Origin of the sequence: Thioclava sp. DLFJ5-1 (assembly GCF_002020115.1) — a bacterium.
GTDB classification, from domain to species: domain Bacteria; phylum Pseudomonadota; class Alphaproteobacteria; order Rhodobacterales; family Rhodobacteraceae; genus Thioclava; species Thioclava sediminum.
Genome location: NZ_MPZU01000001.1, coordinates 151,142 through 165,749 on the forward strand (window position 1 = coordinate 151,142; position 14,608 = coordinate 165,749).

Below are 14,608 nucleotides of genomic sequence, written 5' to 3' on the forward strand. Positions count from 1 at the left end.
AGAGATGAAGGACGTCAAGGTTTACGGCCCCGGCTGCAAGCGCTGCGAGAAGACCGAGGAGATGGTCAAGGAAGCGGCCGCCAAGCTCGGCATCGAAGTGTCGGTCGAGAAGGTGACCGATCCCCGCGCCATCGCCATGGCGGGCGTGATGTCGACCCCCGGGGTCTCCGTCGACGGGAAGCTGGTCCATTCGGGCGGCCTGCCGGATAGCGGTAAGCTCGAGGGCTGGCTGTCGGCCTGAACGCCCCTTTATCCGTCCCGAAAAAGAAGACCCCGCGCCGGGTGGCGCGGGGTGAATTAAAGCGTTGCGTCCATCATGGGATCGGCTGACCGAGCCCAGCCTCGTAGAGGCGAAACCACGTCTCCCTGTCGAACTGAACCTTGAGCGCATCGGAAAGCTTCGCGATCCGCTCGAGATTGTTCGTCCCCATCACCGGGATGATCCGCGCCGGATGGGCAAGCAGGAAAGCGGTCGCGACGGCTGCGCGATCCACGCCCTGCGCCTGCGCGATCTCGTCGAAAACCGCCTGCACCGGCCCCTCGCCCGTCATCAGCGCGCCGCCGCCCAGCGGCGACCACGCCATCACGGGCTGCGCCTGACGCTGGTGGAAGGCCAGATCGCCGTTGGTGAAGGGCTGCAGACAGCCAAGGCTGATCTCGATCTGGTTCGTCACCAGCGGCGTCTTCATCCCCGATTGCAGCAGCTCCCAGTCCCAGGGACGGAAGTTCGACACGCCGACCGCACGCACCTTGCCGGACGCCACGAGATCGTCAAGCACCGCTCCGGTCTCGTGATGATCCATCAGCGGATCAGGGCGGTGGATCAGCAGCAGGTCGATCCGGTCGGTGGCCAGCTCCCGCAGCGAGGCCTCGACCGACGCTTCGATATGCGCGCGTGAAGTGTCGTAATGCTTCACCTTGCGATGCGAATGACGGCCCGCCGCGACGATGATGTCGCATTTCGTGACGATCTCCATCTGATCACGCAGCGACGGGTCCTCGCGCATCGCCGCGCCGAAGACCCCCTCCGCCGTATAGCCGCCATAGATGTCGGCATGGTCGAAGGTGGTGATCCCCTGCTCCAGACAGGCGTCGATCTTGGCGCGCACATGGGCGGGCGAGGTGTCGGCATCATCGGCCAGCCGCCACATGCCATAGACGATCCGGCTGAGCGCGACATCCGAGGTAAGGTCGATCTTTTCCAATAGCGGCGTTTCCCTTCTGCGAACGGTGTTGCGGGCGGTCCCATAGATTTCGGGCAGCGAGACCGTGTCGATATGCGGATAGCCCTACAAGATGAAGGCGCGAATGCCCATCTCGCGGAATTCCTCGAGCTTCGAGAGCACCTGATCGGCTGCCCCCACCAGTGCCGCGCGGACAGCCCGCGCGCCCCACCCCGGTCCAAAGGTTCGGCGCGACATAGCCGTTCTCATCCGCACTGCAGTCATGCGTCTCTCCCTCGCGATTTCTCTTCGACTTAACTTAGGTAAGCAACCTGCTTGATAGCGCATCGGCCTGCCGACCTATCATCAGGTTTCCGAGTTGTTGTGTTGAGATATCGCAGCGGGACCCGAAAGGCGCAGTGCAGCGCTCGATCGAGACCGGCGAGGTCGTGCACTTCCCCGCGCAAGCTTGGCGAGGCGCGGCCTGAAAGGACAGGGTCAGGCCGGGCCATGGCCTGGCCGCCTGCGCTCTGGGCGCGAGGGACTGCGACGCTGAGTCACCCCTCAAGCGTTTGACGCGGATCAATTCTCGGCTCACCCTCGTGTGATACGAGCTTGAACAATGACCCGATCCCAACGCGCCTCCAGAGCCTTTGACGGCAAGATCGACCGCGGCCCGCGTCTGCACGCGCCGCGCTTCGCTGGATTGCGCCGCGCGCAATCGGCGCTACTGACCGCGCTCGTCGCGATCCTGTTGCAGGTCGTCCTTCTGACCGATCATCTGGGCGCTGCCGCCATCGCCGCCACCGGCCGGGCCGCGCCCGGCGCGCAGATGGGGCTGCTGCAGATCTGTACAGGCGAGGGCATCGTCTACATGACCCCGCAGGGCGAAACGGTCGCCGCGCCGGATGGGGCCGCGCCCCTGCCCGGCCAGACCGCGCCCACCGGTCAGGTCCATAGCCAATGCGCAGTCTGCGGCTCGGCCTCGGTCTGCGCGTTTGAAGCCCCCGACACCATCGTCACCCCGGCCCGTCTCGACCGCGAGATCGCCCCGCTCCACGCGTCCCTCGAGCGGCTCTCTCTCCCGGTGCAGACAACGCCCCGTTTCCGGCACGCCCGCGCCCCTCCTGTCGTCTGAGTGCGTCCCTGCACGTCTATCCGGACGTGCCTTTTTCCAAACCAGACACATGGCTCGCGACTGCGCCCGTCTCTCGATGGCGGTGCGTTGCGATATGACAGGATGATCCCAATGAAACGACGCGACTTTCTTCTGACCTCTTCGACCGGCCTCGCGCTGGTGGCCTCCGGCGCCGCTGCCGAGGATATGGCGAAACCGATGGACGGCATGCCGATGTCGCCGATGGACTGGACCGACCAGAACGGGCTGACCCGCTTTCTCAAGACCGACACCGCGCCGCTCGAGAACGAGTTCGAGAAATACCCACGCTGCCCCTATTGCGGCATGATGCGGCAGATGTTCAGCCAGACGCGCCACCTGATCGTCTATGACAACGACACGGTCGACGGCACCTGCTCGCTGCATTGCGCAGCGATCAGCCTCGCGCTGAACATGGATGCGGGTCCGAAGACGATCTACGCGGGCGATGCGGGGGCCACCGCCAAGGTCAAGCCGCTCGCGGTGGTCGATGACATGACCTACGTGATCGACACGAAAAAGCCCGGCACGATGACTGGCACGTCGAAATACGCCTATGCCGATCCGGCCAAGGCGGATGCGGCGGCCAAGGACGGCGGCAAGCTGGCGAGCTTCGACGAGGCGCTGGTCATGGCCTATGCCGATATGGCGCGCGACACGATCAACATTCGCAAACGCCGTGCCGAGCGCCGCGCCCGCGCCGGTCAGTGATCGCCTCAAGGCGGGGCCCGCGCGGCCCCGTCCTTTCCGACGTATATTCAAGGAGTTGCAAGACGATGTGCAACCATCCCTGCCATCACGGGGGCACGCCCGCACGCCCCCCGTCGCGCGCCATGTCGCGCCCTACGCGCCGCCAGATGCTCAAACGCGCGGCGGGCCTCGCCGCTGCCCTCTCGCTCGGTCCGGGGCTGAGCCCCGCGCGCGCCGATGCGCCCACGCTCGACCTGCCCCCGCCCGGCCCCGGCGACACCTGCCCGGTCTGCGGCATGTTCGTCTACAAATACCCCGAATGGGTCACCACGGTGCTCTACGCGGATGGCTATGCCGATCACTTCGACGGCGCCAAGGACTACTTCAAATACATGTTCGACATGGAGAAATACGCCCTTGGCCGCAAAGCCGACCAGATCACCGGCATGGGCGTGACCGAGTATTACGGGCTCAAGCTGATCGACGCGCGCGAGGCGCTTTATGTCGTGGGCTCGGACGTTCTGGGCCCGATGGGCCATGAGCTGGTGCCGCTGATGAACGCGGTCGATGCGCAGGATTTCATGCGCGACCACAAGGGCCAGAAGCTGTTGCGCCATGACGAGGTCACGCCGGAGCTGCTCGACGCGCTCGATCAGGGCGGCCCGTTCTGATGCGCCGTTCGAGCTATGTTTTCGCGGGGTTCGGCGTCCTGACGCTGCTGCTGGCGGTGGAGCTTTATTACCCCGTCTTCGCGCGCCCTCATCGCGATGGGCGTCTGCTCGAAGAGCGCACACTGGTCGCGCGGCTGGGGCTGACCGATCCGGCGCTGTTTACCGAGGCGCGCTACACCCGCAACCCGAGCCTCGCCGATCTGAACACGCCGTTTCAGGACCACCCGGGCAGCTTCGACCACTTCCCCTCCGGCACCTTCGTGCCGCCCCCCGCCACGCCCGGCAAGGGCTGGCTCCTCTTCCAACCCGAGGCCGCGAAATGACCCCATTCCTGCGCCGCCAGCGCGCGCTGGCCGATTTCACCCTCGCCGCTCTCGCCCGCCGCAAGGGCAAGAATATCGCCTTGATTGCGGTCTATTCCGTGGTGGTCTTCGTGCTCGCCTCGGCGATGTTCTTCACCGCCAGCCTGCGGTTCGAGACCACGACCGTGCTCGAAGGCGCGCCCGAGATCACCGTGCAGAAGATCACGCTGGGCCGTCAGGACCTGATCGACGGATCGGTGGCCGACGAGATCGCCGCGATCCGCGGTGTGACCGAGGCCCATCCCCGGCTCTGGGGCTATTATTACGACCGCATCAATGGCGCGAATTACACCGTCATGGTGCCCGACGACCCCGAGATGATGCCCGACCCCGGTCAGATTGCGATTGGCGAGGGCATCCCCCGCGCGCGCGGCCTCGAATGGGCGGGCGCGCCGGTTTTCCTGTCGCGCTACGAGGGCGATCTGAAGAAATTCGACGTCGCCAAGACCTTCAGCCGCGACTCCGCACTGATGACCTCGGATCTGATGCTGATGAACGAGGCCGATTTCCGCGACTTCTTCGACATTCCCGAAGGCCGCTATACCGATGTCGTGGCCCGCGTGCGCAACCCCAACGAGGTCGCTACGATCGTCCAGAAAGGCTCGAACGCGCTGCCGCAGATGCGCTTCGTCACCCGCGCCGATATCGCGCGCACCTATCAGAAACTGTTCGACTGGCGCGAGGGGTTGCTGACGGCGCTGGCCTTCGCGGGCATCCTCGCCTTCGTCATCTTCGCCGCCGAAAAAGCCAGCGGGCTCTCGGCCGAGGAAGCGCGCGAGATCGGCATCCTCAAGGCGGTCGGCTGGAACACGCGCGACGTGATCGCGATGAAGATGTGGGAAGGCGGGCTGATCTCGCTCGCGGCTTTCCTGATCGGTACCGTCGCGGGCTTCGCCCATGTGTTCTTCTTCGGCGCCCCGCTCTTCGCACCGATCCTGCAGGGCTGGGCGGTGATCTATCCCGATTTCCCGCTGAGCCCGCATGTGGATGGACTGCAACTACTGACGCTCGCGCTGCTGACCACCCTGCCCTATATCGCCGCGACCGTGGTGCCGATCTGGCGCACGGCCTCGGCCGATCCCGATGCCGTGATGCGCTGAGGAGGCCCCCATGATCACTCTGCAATCCGTGACCAAGACCTATAATGCGGGCCGCCCCAATGCCGTGACCGCGCTGGACGGGATCGACCTGAGCATCGAGGGCCGGGCCGTCACCGTGCTCAAGGGACCGTCGGGCTCGGGGAAATCCTCGCTCCTGTCGGTCGTGGCCTGTATGGCGCGCCCCTCCACGGGCCGCGTCAGCCTCGACGGCGAGATCGTCTCGGGCCTACCCGAGCACTTCCAGACCGAACTGCGGCGCGAGCGGTTCGGCTTCATCTTCCAGCGGTTCAACCTCGTGCGCGGCCTGACCGTGCTGGAAAACGTGATGCTGCCAGCCGCACCGCTGGGTCAGCCCTTCGGGGAGTTGCGCGAACGGGCGATGGACCGGATCGAGGCGCTGGATCTGGGGCCGCGCGCCCAGACCCGGATCGAGCTGCTCTCGGGCGGCGAGGCGCAGCGCGCCGCCATCGCGCGGGCGCTGATCAACGATCCGCCGATCCTGATCGCGGACGAACCTACGGCCAATCTCGACAGCGCGCTTTCCGAGACTTTCCTGCAGATCGTCGCCGAGGAGAAAGCGCGCGGACGCACCGTCATCATGTCGAGCCACGACCCCCGCGTCTGGGGCGCGGATTGCGTCGACCGGGTGGTGGCGATGCGCGACGGGCGGATCGAGGAGGCCCCTACCCAGCAGGAGCCGCAGCCATGATCTTTCAAACGCCGATCATGGCGCTCTTGCTGGTGGCCGGTCTGGCCGCGCTGACGGCGCTCTGGGCGGGCGGCTTCGCCGTGACCGTGCTGCGCCGCTGGGATCTGACGGATATGGGCGCGCGCCAGCTGCGCATGGAGCGGATGACCGAGCTGGTCTCGACCCTCTTCGCCGCCGTCATGCTGGCCGAGCTCGCAGCGCTTTTGCTGTTCGTCTTCAATGCCGACCGGATGTCGTCGCTATTCGTCGGCGCGATGTGCGCCGTCGGCACGCTCAACGTGAACGATTACGGCTTCCCCGCGCTCTATCTCAAGATCGGGGTGTTCTTCGCCGCCGTGATCTGGCTGATCCTCGACCGGGCCGACAGGCTGGGCCGGGACTACCCGCTGACCCGCGTGAAATACGCACTCCTCCTCGCGATCACGCCGCTGATCCTTGCCGATGGCGCGGTGGAGTTGAGCTATTTCCTCGACATGCAGACCGATGTGATCACCTCGTGCTGCTCGAAGCTGTTCACGCCGAACAATCCCAATCTCGCGAACCAGATGGCGGGCGTCGGCGAGGCGCAGGCGCTCTGGCTGCTTGGCCTCACCGCACTGATCGCCTTGATGGCAGGGGTCGCGGCGCTGATCCGCAAGCGCGGCTACGGGCTTTACGCGCTGGCCTCGGCGTTGATGTTCGGGATGGGGCTGACCGCGATCGTCGCCACGATCTCGCTCTATATCTATGAAAACCCCAACCATCATTGCCCGTTCTGCATCCTCAAGCCCGAATACGGGTATGTCGGCTACGCGCTTTATGTGCCGCTGTTTCTGGCCACCGCAGCCGGGCTTGGGGCGGGCGCGCTCAGCCCGTTTCAAAAGCGCGCCTCGCTGGCGGGGCCGCTGCCGGGTTTGATGCGGCGTCTGCTGATCTGGTCGATGGCCGGGTTCGCAAGCTTCGGGATCGTCTGCCTGATCGTGATCTGGCGCTCGCATCTGATCCTCTTCGGCTAAGCTGTCCGCGACACGGGCAGCCCCGATTTGGGCCAGTGTCGCGCCGGGCTATGTCGTAAGGCATCCGCGCCGCGCGCGGGAACGCGAACTGGAGGAGGACAGACCATGAGCAAGGCACAGGCGGTGATTATCGGAGTGGGCGACGGGCTTTCCGCCGCAGTGGCGCGGGAGCTTGCGCCCGATTATGACCTGACGCTGGCCGCCCGCAGCGCCGAGAAGATGCAGGCGCTGGCCGATGAGACCGGTGCGCGCATGGTGCAACTGGATGCGACCGACGAGGCCGCGATTGCCGATCTGTTCGACGCCCTGCCCGCGCCGCCGCGCGTCGTCGTATACAACCCCTCGGGAAGGGTGCGCGGCCCGGTAGCGGAACTCGATGCCGCCGAGGTTCGCGCCGCCGTCGAGATCACCGCAATCGGGGCGTTTCTCACCGGCAAGCACGCCGCGCGACGGATGCTCGAAGCCGAGCCCACCGAAGGCACACGCGGCACGATCCTGTTCACCGGGGCCTCTGCCGGGGTGAAAGGGTTCGCGCGCTCGGCCCCCTTCGCGATGGGCAAATTCGCGCAGCGCGGGCTGGCCGAGAGCATGGCGCGCGAATTGCACCCGCAAGGCATCCATGTCGCATGGGTGAACATCGACGGTATGATCCTCAATCCGGGCCGCAGCGAGGCGCCCGACAGACCCGGCTCGATGCTGCGCCCCGAGGCGATCGCGAAGACCTATCGCCAGCTGATCGAGCAGGATCGCAGCGCCTGGACGAACGAGATCACGCTGCGCCCGTGGGTGGAGACGTTCTGAGCCGGCGGGCGCTCAGCGCCCCTTGCCCGCCTCCAGCGCCGCAGCCCGCATTGCCGAGAGCGACTGGCGCGGGGTCAGCGCCTCGGGAGAGATCACAAGGTCCAGCACCGCGCCGGTCTCGGACGCCCGCGCGCGTTCGAAAGCGGCGGCGAAATCCTCCGTCCGCTCGACCCGCTCGCCGTGGAAGCCATAGGCCTTCGCCAGCGCCGCGAAATCGGGGTTCACCGACATCGAAGTGCCGGAGACGCGGGTCGGATAATTGCGCTCCTGATGGGCGCGGATCGTGCCGTAAATCCCGTTATTGAGGATCAGGATGATCGGTTGCGCACCCGCCTGCGCGGCGGTGGCCAGTTCCTGCGAGGTCATCTGGAAATCGCCATCGCCCGCGAAACAGACCACCGTCTTCTCGGGCTGCGCCACCTTGGCGGCAATCGCGGCGGGCACCCCATAACCCATCGCGCCCGATTGCGGTGCAAGCAGCGTGGCTTTCGGTCCGAAGCGGAAGAACCGCCCCGGCCAGACCGCGAAATTGCCCGCCCCGTTGGTCAGGATCATGTCCTCGGGGAGTTCCTCGCGCAGATAGGCGCAGACCTTGCCCATATCGACCGGCGAGGGCAGTTCCGGCAGATCGAAGCCCGCCTCATAGGCCGCGCGGCCCTCGGCCCGCCAGTCGGCCCAGTCACCCTTGACCGGCTCCAGCGCGCCAAGGGCTGCGGCAAAGGCGTTCGGCCCAGCATGGATACCCAGTTCGGGACGGTAGATCTTGCCGATCTCCAAATCCGAGCCGTGGACATGGATCAGCCGCTGCGCGGGCTGCGGCACGTCCAGAAGCGTGTAGCCATCGGTCGTGTTCTCGCCAAAGCGCGCGTTAATCGCGAGGATCACGTCGGCCTCGCGCATAAAACGCTTCACATGCGGCGCCATCCCGACGCCCGCATCGCCGCAGAAGACGGGCGAGTTATTGTCGAACTGGTCCTGATAGCGAAACACCGAAAGAACCGGGATATCAGAGGCTTCCGCGAAGGACTTAATGTGCGCAGTGCCGTCCCCGCGCCAGTTGCACCCGCCATAGAGGATCAGCGGACGCTTGGCCCCGGCCAGCATCTCACGCAGCTCGCCCATCGCCGCCGGATCGGGCTGAGGCTCGGTGATCCGGACGGGCGCGCCAAGCGGCGCGACCTCGGTCATCGACGTCAGCATATCCTCGGGCAGAGCGACCACGACCGGGCCGGGCCGCCCGCTCACAGCCATCGTCCAGGCGCGCGAGAGGATTTCGGGGATGCGCTCGACCCGGTCGATCTCGACGGCCCATTTCGCCATGGTGCCGAAGACCGCCTTGTAATCGAGCTCCTGAAACGCCTCGCGGCCCTTCATATCGGTGCCGACCTGCCCTACGAAGAGGATCATCGGCGCGGAATCCTGCATCGCGGTATGCACCCCGATCGCGGCATTGGTGGCCCCGGGACCGCGCGTGACCATGCAGATGCCCGGCTCCCCGGTCAGCTTGCCGTAAGCGGCGGCCATGAAGCTCGCCCCGCCTTCCTGACGGCACAGCACGAAATCCAGCGTGCCTTGCGTGTCATGCAGCGCGTCGAGCACCGCGAGATAGCTCTCGCCCGGCACTCCGAACGCCTTGCGCGCACCAAGCCCCACGAGGCTTTCGACCAGAACCTGACCACCGTTTCTCATGCGCGCGCCTCTCTCCCGTTTGCGGCTCCGCGCGATGACGCGGATCTTGCGAGAGGCGTAGCACGCGCCAAATCGGAGCGCACCCCCGGCAGGTCGCAAGCGCGCGCCTCAGCTTATCCGGCGAGATAGGTCCGGAACCACGCGATCATGCGTTCCTCGGCCAGCTTGGCGGCGGCCTCGTCGTAGCGCGGCGTCGTGTCGTTGTGAAACCCGTGGTTCACGCCCGGATAGATATAGGCCTCGTAGCGCTTGTCGTTCTCCTCGAGCGCCTTTTGATACTCCGGCCACATCGCATTGATCCGCTGATCGAGCGCTGCGAGCTGGATCATCAGCGGCGCCTCGATCATCGCGACCTGCGCGCTGTCAGGCGCAGCCCCGTAGAACGGCACGCCCGCGCCCATCTCGGGATAGGCGACGGCGAGCTTGTTCACCACGCCCCCGCCATAGCAGAACCCGGTCGCACCGACCTTGCCATTGGTGCCGTCGAGCGTCTGGAGATACTCGAACCCGGCGAAGAAATCGTTGAGCAGCGCGCCTTGATCGAGGCTGCGCTGCATCGTGCGCCCCTCGTCGTCATTGCCCGGATAGCCGCCGAGCGAGGACAGCCCATCCGGCCCCATCGCCACGAAGCCCGCCTTGGCCAGCCTGCGCACGACGTCGCGGATATAGGGGTTCAGGCCGCGGTTCTCATGCACGACGAGGATCGCCGCGGGCGGATTGTCCGGGTCGATCTGCGTCGGGCGCACGAGATAGGCGGTAATCTCGCCGGTGCCGTTTGGGCTGTCATAGGTGATATCCTCGCCCAGAATGTCGGGATCGCCCTCGGCCACCTGCTGGGCCAGCGCATAATCGGGCGCGAGTGCCCTGAGGATCGCCAGAGCGGTCACGCCGCCCACCGCCCATTTCCCCGCCCGATCGAGAAATTCCCGTTTCGAGATCTTGCCATGGACATAGTAATCGTAAAGATCGAGAAGTTCCTGGTCGAAATCGGCCGCCGTCAAGCGACGCGCATTGGCTGGATCGGTCATGGTGAATCCTCCTCCTGAGACCGGGAAGCATATCACGAACGAGTGATTTTCCTTCGCATTATCGACGCGCATTTCATGCGAGGCGCCCTCCTCACGCCGCGGCTGATCTAGCGTGCCGCGGCGCATCACAAACCAAATATTCTCAATAGACCTTGGGTTGCATCTTGCAATTACGTTACGTTTATAGGTTGTTTAAAATCTAGGCCCCGCCGCCCGGAAACGTGTCATCTCGAGGAGCCCCGAATTGAAAACTTTTCGCCCTGTCATCGGTATCGTTTTAGTCGCGGGCGCGCTTTGGGTGATCGTCGGAGAGCAGATGTCGGGCGTGAGCGCCGATGCCGTCGTCAATGCGCCCGTGGTCACGGTTCGCAGTAGCACCGCCGGCAAACTCTCGATGCCGAAGCGACCGCTTGGCGCCCATGTCGACAAGGGTGAGCGGCTGGCCACCGTCGATGATATCCTCTCGGACACGACGCGGCTCGAAGATTTGCGAATGGAGCTGGCGAATGCCGAGGCGAATGTCGCGCGGATCAAAAGCGACCTCGCCGCCAAACGCACGCAACGCGACGCCTATAGCGCGCGCAGCAAGCTCTATCGCACGCATCGCATCGCCGAAATCGAGACGAAGCTGAAATTCGCCCGCGCGCGGCTCGACCGGCTGCAGCCCAATGCGCAAAGCTCGGAGACGAGTGCCACGAAAGTGGCGCAGACCGCCCCTGCCGCCCCGGCGGAGAATGGGCCCGTGACCCAGTCGCGCGAGGACGTGGCGCTGCTCGAAAACGCGCTCGACGCCGCCAAGTCCGGCGTCTATCTGGGCGACGGCTATAACGACGCCCCGAGCTCCGAACAGCGCGGCGCGCTTCTCGACGAAGAGATCGCCTCGCTCGACGCGGACCTCACCGAGGCCCAAGCCCGCGTCAAGACGCTCGACGCGCGCCGGGCAAAGGAACAGACGCGGGTCAACACCCTGTCCTCGAGCCAGGTGACATCGCCCGCGAACGGGATCTACTGGGAAACCCTGCAGGCGGATGGCGTGACGGTGCAGCGCGGCGATCCGATCATGTCGCTCGTCGATTGCGACGTCTCGCTGGTGACCGCCTCGGTGAGCGAAGGCGTCTACAACAACCTCAAGGTGGGCGATTCCGCGACCTTCAAGCTGGCCTCGCGCGACAAGATCTACGACGCGACGATCGCACGGCTCGCCGGCAGCGGCGCGGCGCGCGTCTACCAGCATCTCGCCATCGCGCCGAGCCAGAAACATCTCGAGCGCTACGATGTGACGCTTCTCGTTCCGGACCTGAAATCCGATCCCGACCTCGACTGTCCCGTGGGGCGCACCGGGCGGGTGTTCTTCGAGCACCGCCCCCTCGACTTCCTGCGCTGAGGGCGGGGCGGCATGTTCTTCTATCCGCAACTGGGAGAGCTTGGCTCGGCGGCGATGCAGCTCATCCTCGTGGTGGGCATCACAGCCATTCTGCCGAGCTTCGTCAAACCGCGGCGCAATTGGCACCGGGCGGTCTTGCTGGGGATCAGCGCGGTGCTCGCGCTGCGCTATATCTGGTGGCGCGGAACCGAGACCCTCGCCCCGCCGGGCCTGACGCTGGATGTTGTGGCGAGCTGGTCTCTCTACGCGCTCGAAGTCTTCACCCTGATCGGCTCGCTCAGCGCCTTTCTGGTTCTGTCGCGGATCAAGCTGCGCAGCGAGGAAGCGGATCAATACGCCAATCTCCCGACGGAGAAAGAGCCGCTCGTCGCGATCCTGATCGCCACCTATAACGAGGATCGCGACGTTCTCGAACGCACTATCGTGGGCGCGAAATTCCTGCGCCATCGCAACAAGATGATCATGGTCTGCGACGACAGCCGCCGCGACTGGCTGCGCGATTTCTGCGAGGCCAAGGGCGTGCGCTACATGCGCCGGGCCGACAATGAGGGACAGAAGGCGGGCAATATCAACCACGCGCTGGACCGGCTGGCCGAGGAAGAGGTGCAGCCCGATTTCGTGGCGATCCTCGATGCGGATTTCGTGCCCCATCGCGGCTTCATCTCGCGCACGCTGGCGCTGTTCCACGACCCCGAAGTGGGCCTCGTGCAGACGCCGCAACATTTCTTCAACTCCGACCCGATCCAGCACAATTTCCGGCTCGACAGCTCCTACCCGGACGAGCAGCGCTTCTTCTTCGACCAGATGCAGCCCGCGCGCGACGGCTGGGGGATCGCTTTTTGCTGCGGCACCTCCTCGGTCTGCCGCTGGAGCGCGCTGCGTGAGATCGGCGGCTTCAACACCGAGAGCGTGACCGAAGATTTTATGCTGACGCTGGCGTTGCAGAACGCAGGCTGGCGCACCGTCTATCTGGCCGAGCCGCTGACCGAAGGCCTCGCCCCCGAAGGCCTCAAGGAATACATCACCCAGCGCGCCCGCTGGTGCCTCGGCCTGATGCAGATCGCGCGGTCCTCGCTCGGCCCGTTCTCGAAAAGCAATCTGCGGCTGCGCGACCGCTGGAGCGTCATCGACTCGATCTTTTACTGGACCACGACCTTTCCCTTCCGGATCGCCGCGATCTGCTACCCGCTGCTCTACTGGTATTTCAACATCACGGTGGTGAATGCGGGCCTCGCGGATGTGCTGAGCTATTTCGGGGTCTATTACCTGTGGAGCCTGATGATACTGAACATGCTCAGCCGCGGCATGGTCGTGCCGCTGCTGAACGACGTGAGCCAGTTGATCGGCGCGATTCCGATCGCCCGCGCCGCCTTCACCGGCTTGCTGCGGCCCCATGGCCACCCGTTTTCGGTGACGGCGAAAGGCGGGGATCGGTCGAAAGTCGTCGTGCAGTGGCGGATCATGATGCCGTTCCTGATCCTGTTTTTCCTGACGCTGGGCGGCCTTCTGATCGGGATCGTCTGGGATCGCTTCGCCTATTACGACGCGGGCGACGGCAAATGGGTGATCCTGTTCTGGACGATCTATAACCTGTTCCTGCTGGCCGCGACCTGCCGTGCCTGCGTGGAGCTGCCCCGGCGCGAAATCCATGTGGCCGACAAGCCCGAGCGGATTTCCTTCGTCTCCGACGGCACGGAATACTGGGTCTGGATGACCTCTTTCACGATGGACACGGTGCGCCTGCGTGGCCTGACCCTGCCGGAACAGACCCGGGGGATGCTGACGATCGACCAGATCACCGACCCGATCGAATGCTACGTCATCGCGAAGACCCGCGACGGCGCGCGCCTCCAGCTTCTGCCGACCGAGGAACAGCGCGAAGAACTGTTCGTGCGCTTCTATGCCGAAGGGGACGAGCCGGGCGTCAGCCATGTCCGCGCAAGCGCGCTTCTGCACGACATCTACCGCCGTTTCTTGCCGAAATTCTCCTCGGACGAGTGAGCCCGCGGGGCGCGCGATTAATAGGTATTGATGGAGATGCCGACGAAGGCTTCCTTGGCCAACGCACGCCAACCCGCCCGGATCGAGACCGGGCCGCCGTCGATTTTCTGGGTCACCGCGATGGTGCGCTCGGAATAGGTGTCGCTTTCACCCGCCGACAGTTCCAGCCCCAGCCCGGAGCGGTTCCCGGCCTGAAACAGCGCAAACCAGTCCTGATCGATCGTGTTGTATTGCGCCAGCGTGAAGACATGCCCGAAGCTGGTCGGCGTATACCGCTCCAGCCCCACGCGCGCGCCGAGTCGCCAGTTATCATCGTCCAGCGTGCGCCCGATGCTGGGGCCGAGCTTCAGCGTGCCGATTCCCTCGAGCGCGAAGTCCCGCGTCACGGCCGCGCCGGTCGACCATCCGCCATCGTAATCAGAGAAATTCGCGCTGAAGCTCACTTTCCCGCGCGACATCGAAAAGACCGTGTCGGAGGTATTCTGCGCCGCGTCGAACTGCACAAACGTGCCATCCGCGCGGGCTTGCGAGCCCGCCCCCAGTGACAGTGCCAGACAGGTCGCGATCGCGACGCTTACTCCTTGAATCTTTTGCATATTACGTGTCCTGTAAGCCTGTGCCCGAGACCTTTGCGGCCCCTCGATCTGCAATTTGGTTTTTGCGGAAAGACCCGTCGATCGAGCCTTCGCAGTCCCGTACCCCGGGAGCTTGTTCCTTCGAGTGTTTGGCATCGCTTTGCGCTTTGCAAGCCATCCTTCCGGTCCGCGAAAAAATTAACCTTGAAATGGGCCCGCACCACTTTCTCGCCGTATTTACTCAGTAACCATGATTTAAATCGGACCCCTTCTACAATTAACGT

General features: G+C 65.0%; 15 protein-coding genes and 1 pseudogene. 11 read left to right on the top strand and 5 right to left on the bottom strand.

Going from position 1 to position 14,608, the window contains the following annotated elements; all coding sequences use genetic code 11:
- Positions 1-4 precede the first annotated feature (4 nt).
- Entirely contained in the window at positions 5-241 is a 237-nt protein-coding gene (locus BMI86_RS00760; RefSeq protein ID WP_078539338.1) for a thioredoxin family protein, read from the top strand.
- A gap of 73 nt (positions 242-314) precedes the next feature.
- Here the strand turns inward: BMI86_RS00760 and BMI86_RS00765 are convergent, their stop codons facing one another.
- Both BMI86_RS00765 and BMI86_RS00770 read right to left on the bottom strand, forming a co-directional pair.
- A complete protein-coding gene (locus BMI86_RS00765; RefSeq protein ID WP_078539339.1) occupies positions 315-1,205 on the bottom strand; it encodes an aldo/keto reductase in 891 nt (296 codons plus the stop codon).
- A gap of 87 nt (positions 1,206-1,292) precedes the next feature.
- Positions 1,293-1,437 (bottom strand): annotated as a pseudogene (locus BMI86_RS00770) (alkanesulfonate monooxygenase); the annotation flags it as partial.
- 348 nt (positions 1,438-1,785) lie between these two features.
- Between BMI86_RS00770 and BMI86_RS00775 the strand changes: the two are divergent.
- From BMI86_RS00775 to BMI86_RS00810, 8 genes are all read left to right on the top strand, one after another.
- Positions 1,786-2,301, top strand: a complete 516-nt coding sequence (locus BMI86_RS00775) for a DUF2946 family protein (protein WP_078539340.1) — start codon at positions 1,786-1,788, stop codon at positions 2,299-2,301.
- A 111-nt stretch (positions 2,302-2,412) separates the two neighbouring features.
- The gene (locus BMI86_RS00780) at positions 2,413-3,030 is read left to right on the top strand and encodes a nitrous oxide reductase accessory protein NosL (RefSeq protein ID WP_078539341.1); all 618 of its coding nucleotides are present in this window, start codon (positions 2,413-2,415) and stop codon (positions 3,028-3,030) included.
- Positions 3,031-3,152: 122 nt separating this feature from the next.
- Positions 3,153-3,680: a nitrous oxide reductase accessory protein NosL gene (locus tag BMI86_RS00785; protein WP_078540386.1), complete on the top strand. Its 528-nt coding sequence runs from the start codon at positions 3,153-3,155 to the stop codon at positions 3,678-3,680.
- The gene (locus BMI86_RS21370) at positions 3,680-4,003 is read left to right on the top strand and encodes a hypothetical protein (RefSeq protein ID WP_078539342.1); all 324 of its coding nucleotides are present in this window, start codon (positions 3,680-3,682) and stop codon (positions 4,001-4,003) included. Before BMI86_RS00785 ends, BMI86_RS21370 begins: the two co-directional genes overlap by 1 nt.
- The gene (locus tag BMI86_RS00795; protein WP_078539343.1) at positions 4,000-5,142 is read left to right on the top strand and encodes an FtsX-like permease family protein; all 1,143 of its coding nucleotides are present in this window, start codon (positions 4,000-4,002) and stop codon (positions 5,140-5,142) included. Before BMI86_RS21370 ends, BMI86_RS00795 begins: the two co-directional genes overlap by 4 nt.
- A gap of 10 nt (positions 5,143-5,152) precedes the next feature.
- A complete protein-coding gene (locus tag BMI86_RS00800; protein WP_078539344.1) occupies positions 5,153-5,851 on the top strand; it encodes an ATP-binding cassette domain-containing protein in 699 nt (232 codons plus the stop codon).
- Positions 5,848-6,846, top strand: a complete 999-nt coding sequence (locus BMI86_RS00805) for a hypothetical protein (RefSeq protein ID WP_078539345.1) — start codon at positions 5,848-5,850, stop codon at positions 6,844-6,846. The genes BMI86_RS00800 and BMI86_RS00805 overlap by 4 nt, the downstream gene beginning before the upstream one ends.
- 105 nt (positions 6,847-6,951) lie before the next feature.
- Complete coding sequence (locus BMI86_RS00810; RefSeq protein WP_078539346.1) at positions 6,952-7,647, top strand: SDR family NAD(P)-dependent oxidoreductase; 696 nt, start codon at positions 6,952-6,954, stop codon at positions 7,645-7,647.
- A gap of 12 nt (positions 7,648-7,659) precedes the next feature.
- Here the strand turns inward: BMI86_RS00810 and BMI86_RS00815 are convergent, their stop codons facing one another.
- A complete protein-coding gene (locus BMI86_RS00815) occupies positions 7,660-9,336 on the bottom strand; it encodes a thiamine pyrophosphate-binding protein (RefSeq protein ID WP_078539347.1) in 1,677 nt (558 codons plus the stop codon).
- Between the two features lie 113 nt (positions 9,337-9,449).
- Entirely contained in the window at positions 9,450-10,364 is a 915-nt protein-coding gene (gene yghX, locus BMI86_RS00820; protein ID WP_078539348.1) for a YghX family hydrolase, read from the bottom strand.
- A gap of 244 nt (positions 10,365-10,608) precedes the next feature.
- Here yghX and BMI86_RS00825 point away from each other — a divergent pair, with 244 nt between their 5' ends.
- Complete coding sequence (locus BMI86_RS00825) at positions 10,609-11,748, top strand: HlyD family efflux transporter periplasmic adaptor subunit (RefSeq protein ID WP_078539349.1); 1,140 nt, start codon at positions 10,609-10,611, stop codon at positions 11,746-11,748.
- 12 nt (positions 11,749-11,760) lie between these two features.
- The gene (locus tag BMI86_RS00830; protein ID WP_078539350.1) at positions 11,761-13,749 is read left to right on the top strand and encodes a cellulose synthase catalytic subunit; all 1,989 of its coding nucleotides are present in this window, start codon (positions 11,761-11,763) and stop codon (positions 13,747-13,749) included.
- A 17-nt stretch (positions 13,750-13,766) separates the two neighbouring features.
- Here the strand turns inward: BMI86_RS00830 and BMI86_RS00835 are convergent, their stop codons facing one another.
- Positions 13,767-14,345 carry a hypothetical protein gene (locus tag BMI86_RS00835; RefSeq protein ID WP_078539351.1) on the bottom strand — a complete coding sequence of 193 codons (579 nt, stop codon included), beginning with the start codon at positions 14,343-14,345 and terminating at the stop codon, positions 13,767-13,769.
- Positions 14,346-14,608: the final 263 nt, after the last annotated feature.

Excerpts from the sequence above, each read along its gene's own strand:
- BMI86_RS00785 (WP_078540386.1), top strand. The coding sequence starts at position 3,153 with ATGTCGCGCCCTACGCGCCGCCAGATGCTCAAACGCGCGGCGGGCCTC.
- BMI86_RS00760 (WP_078539338.1), top strand. The coding sequence starts at position 5 with ATGAAGGACGTCAAGGTTTACGGCCCCGGCTGCAAGCGCTGCGAGAAG.
- BMI86_RS00805 (WP_078539345.1), top strand. The coding sequence starts at position 5,848 with ATGATCTTTCAAACGCCGATCATGGCGCTCTTGCTGGTGGCCGGTCTG.
- yghX (WP_078539348.1), bottom strand. The coding sequence starts at position 10,364 with ATGACCGATCCAGCCAATGCGCGTCGCTTGACGGCGGCCGATTTCGAC.
- BMI86_RS21370 (WP_078539342.1), top strand. The coding sequence starts at position 3,680 with ATGCGCCGTTCGAGCTATGTTTTCGCGGGGTTCGGCGTCCTGACGCTG.
- BMI86_RS00800 (WP_078539344.1), top strand. The coding sequence starts at position 5,153 with ATGATCACTCTGCAATCCGTGACCAAGACCTATAATGCGGGCCGCCCC.
- BMI86_RS00810 (WP_078539346.1), top strand. The coding sequence starts at position 6,952 with ATGAGCAAGGCACAGGCGGTGATTATCGGAGTGGGCGACGGGCTTTCC.
- BMI86_RS00775 (WP_078539340.1), top strand. The coding sequence starts at position 1,786 with ATGACCCGATCCCAACGCGCCTCCAGAGCCTTTGACGGCAAGATCGAC.
- BMI86_RS00795 (WP_078539343.1), top strand. The coding sequence starts at position 4,000 with ATGACCCCATTCCTGCGCCGCCAGCGCGCGCTGGCCGATTTCACCCTC.
- BMI86_RS00835 (WP_078539351.1), bottom strand. The coding sequence starts at position 14,345 with ATGCAAAAGATTCAAGGAGTAAGCGTCGCGATCGCGACCTGTCTGGCA.
- BMI86_RS00830 (WP_078539350.1), top strand. The coding sequence starts at position 11,761 with ATGTTCTTCTATCCGCAACTGGGAGAGCTTGGCTCGGCGGCGATGCAG.
- BMI86_RS00815 (WP_078539347.1), bottom strand. The coding sequence starts at position 9,336 with ATGAGAAACGGTGGTCAGGTTCTGGTCGAAAGCCTCGTGGGGCTTGGT.
- BMI86_RS00780 (WP_078539341.1), top strand. The coding sequence starts at position 2,413 with ATGAAACGACGCGACTTTCTTCTGACCTCTTCGACCGGCCTCGCGCTG.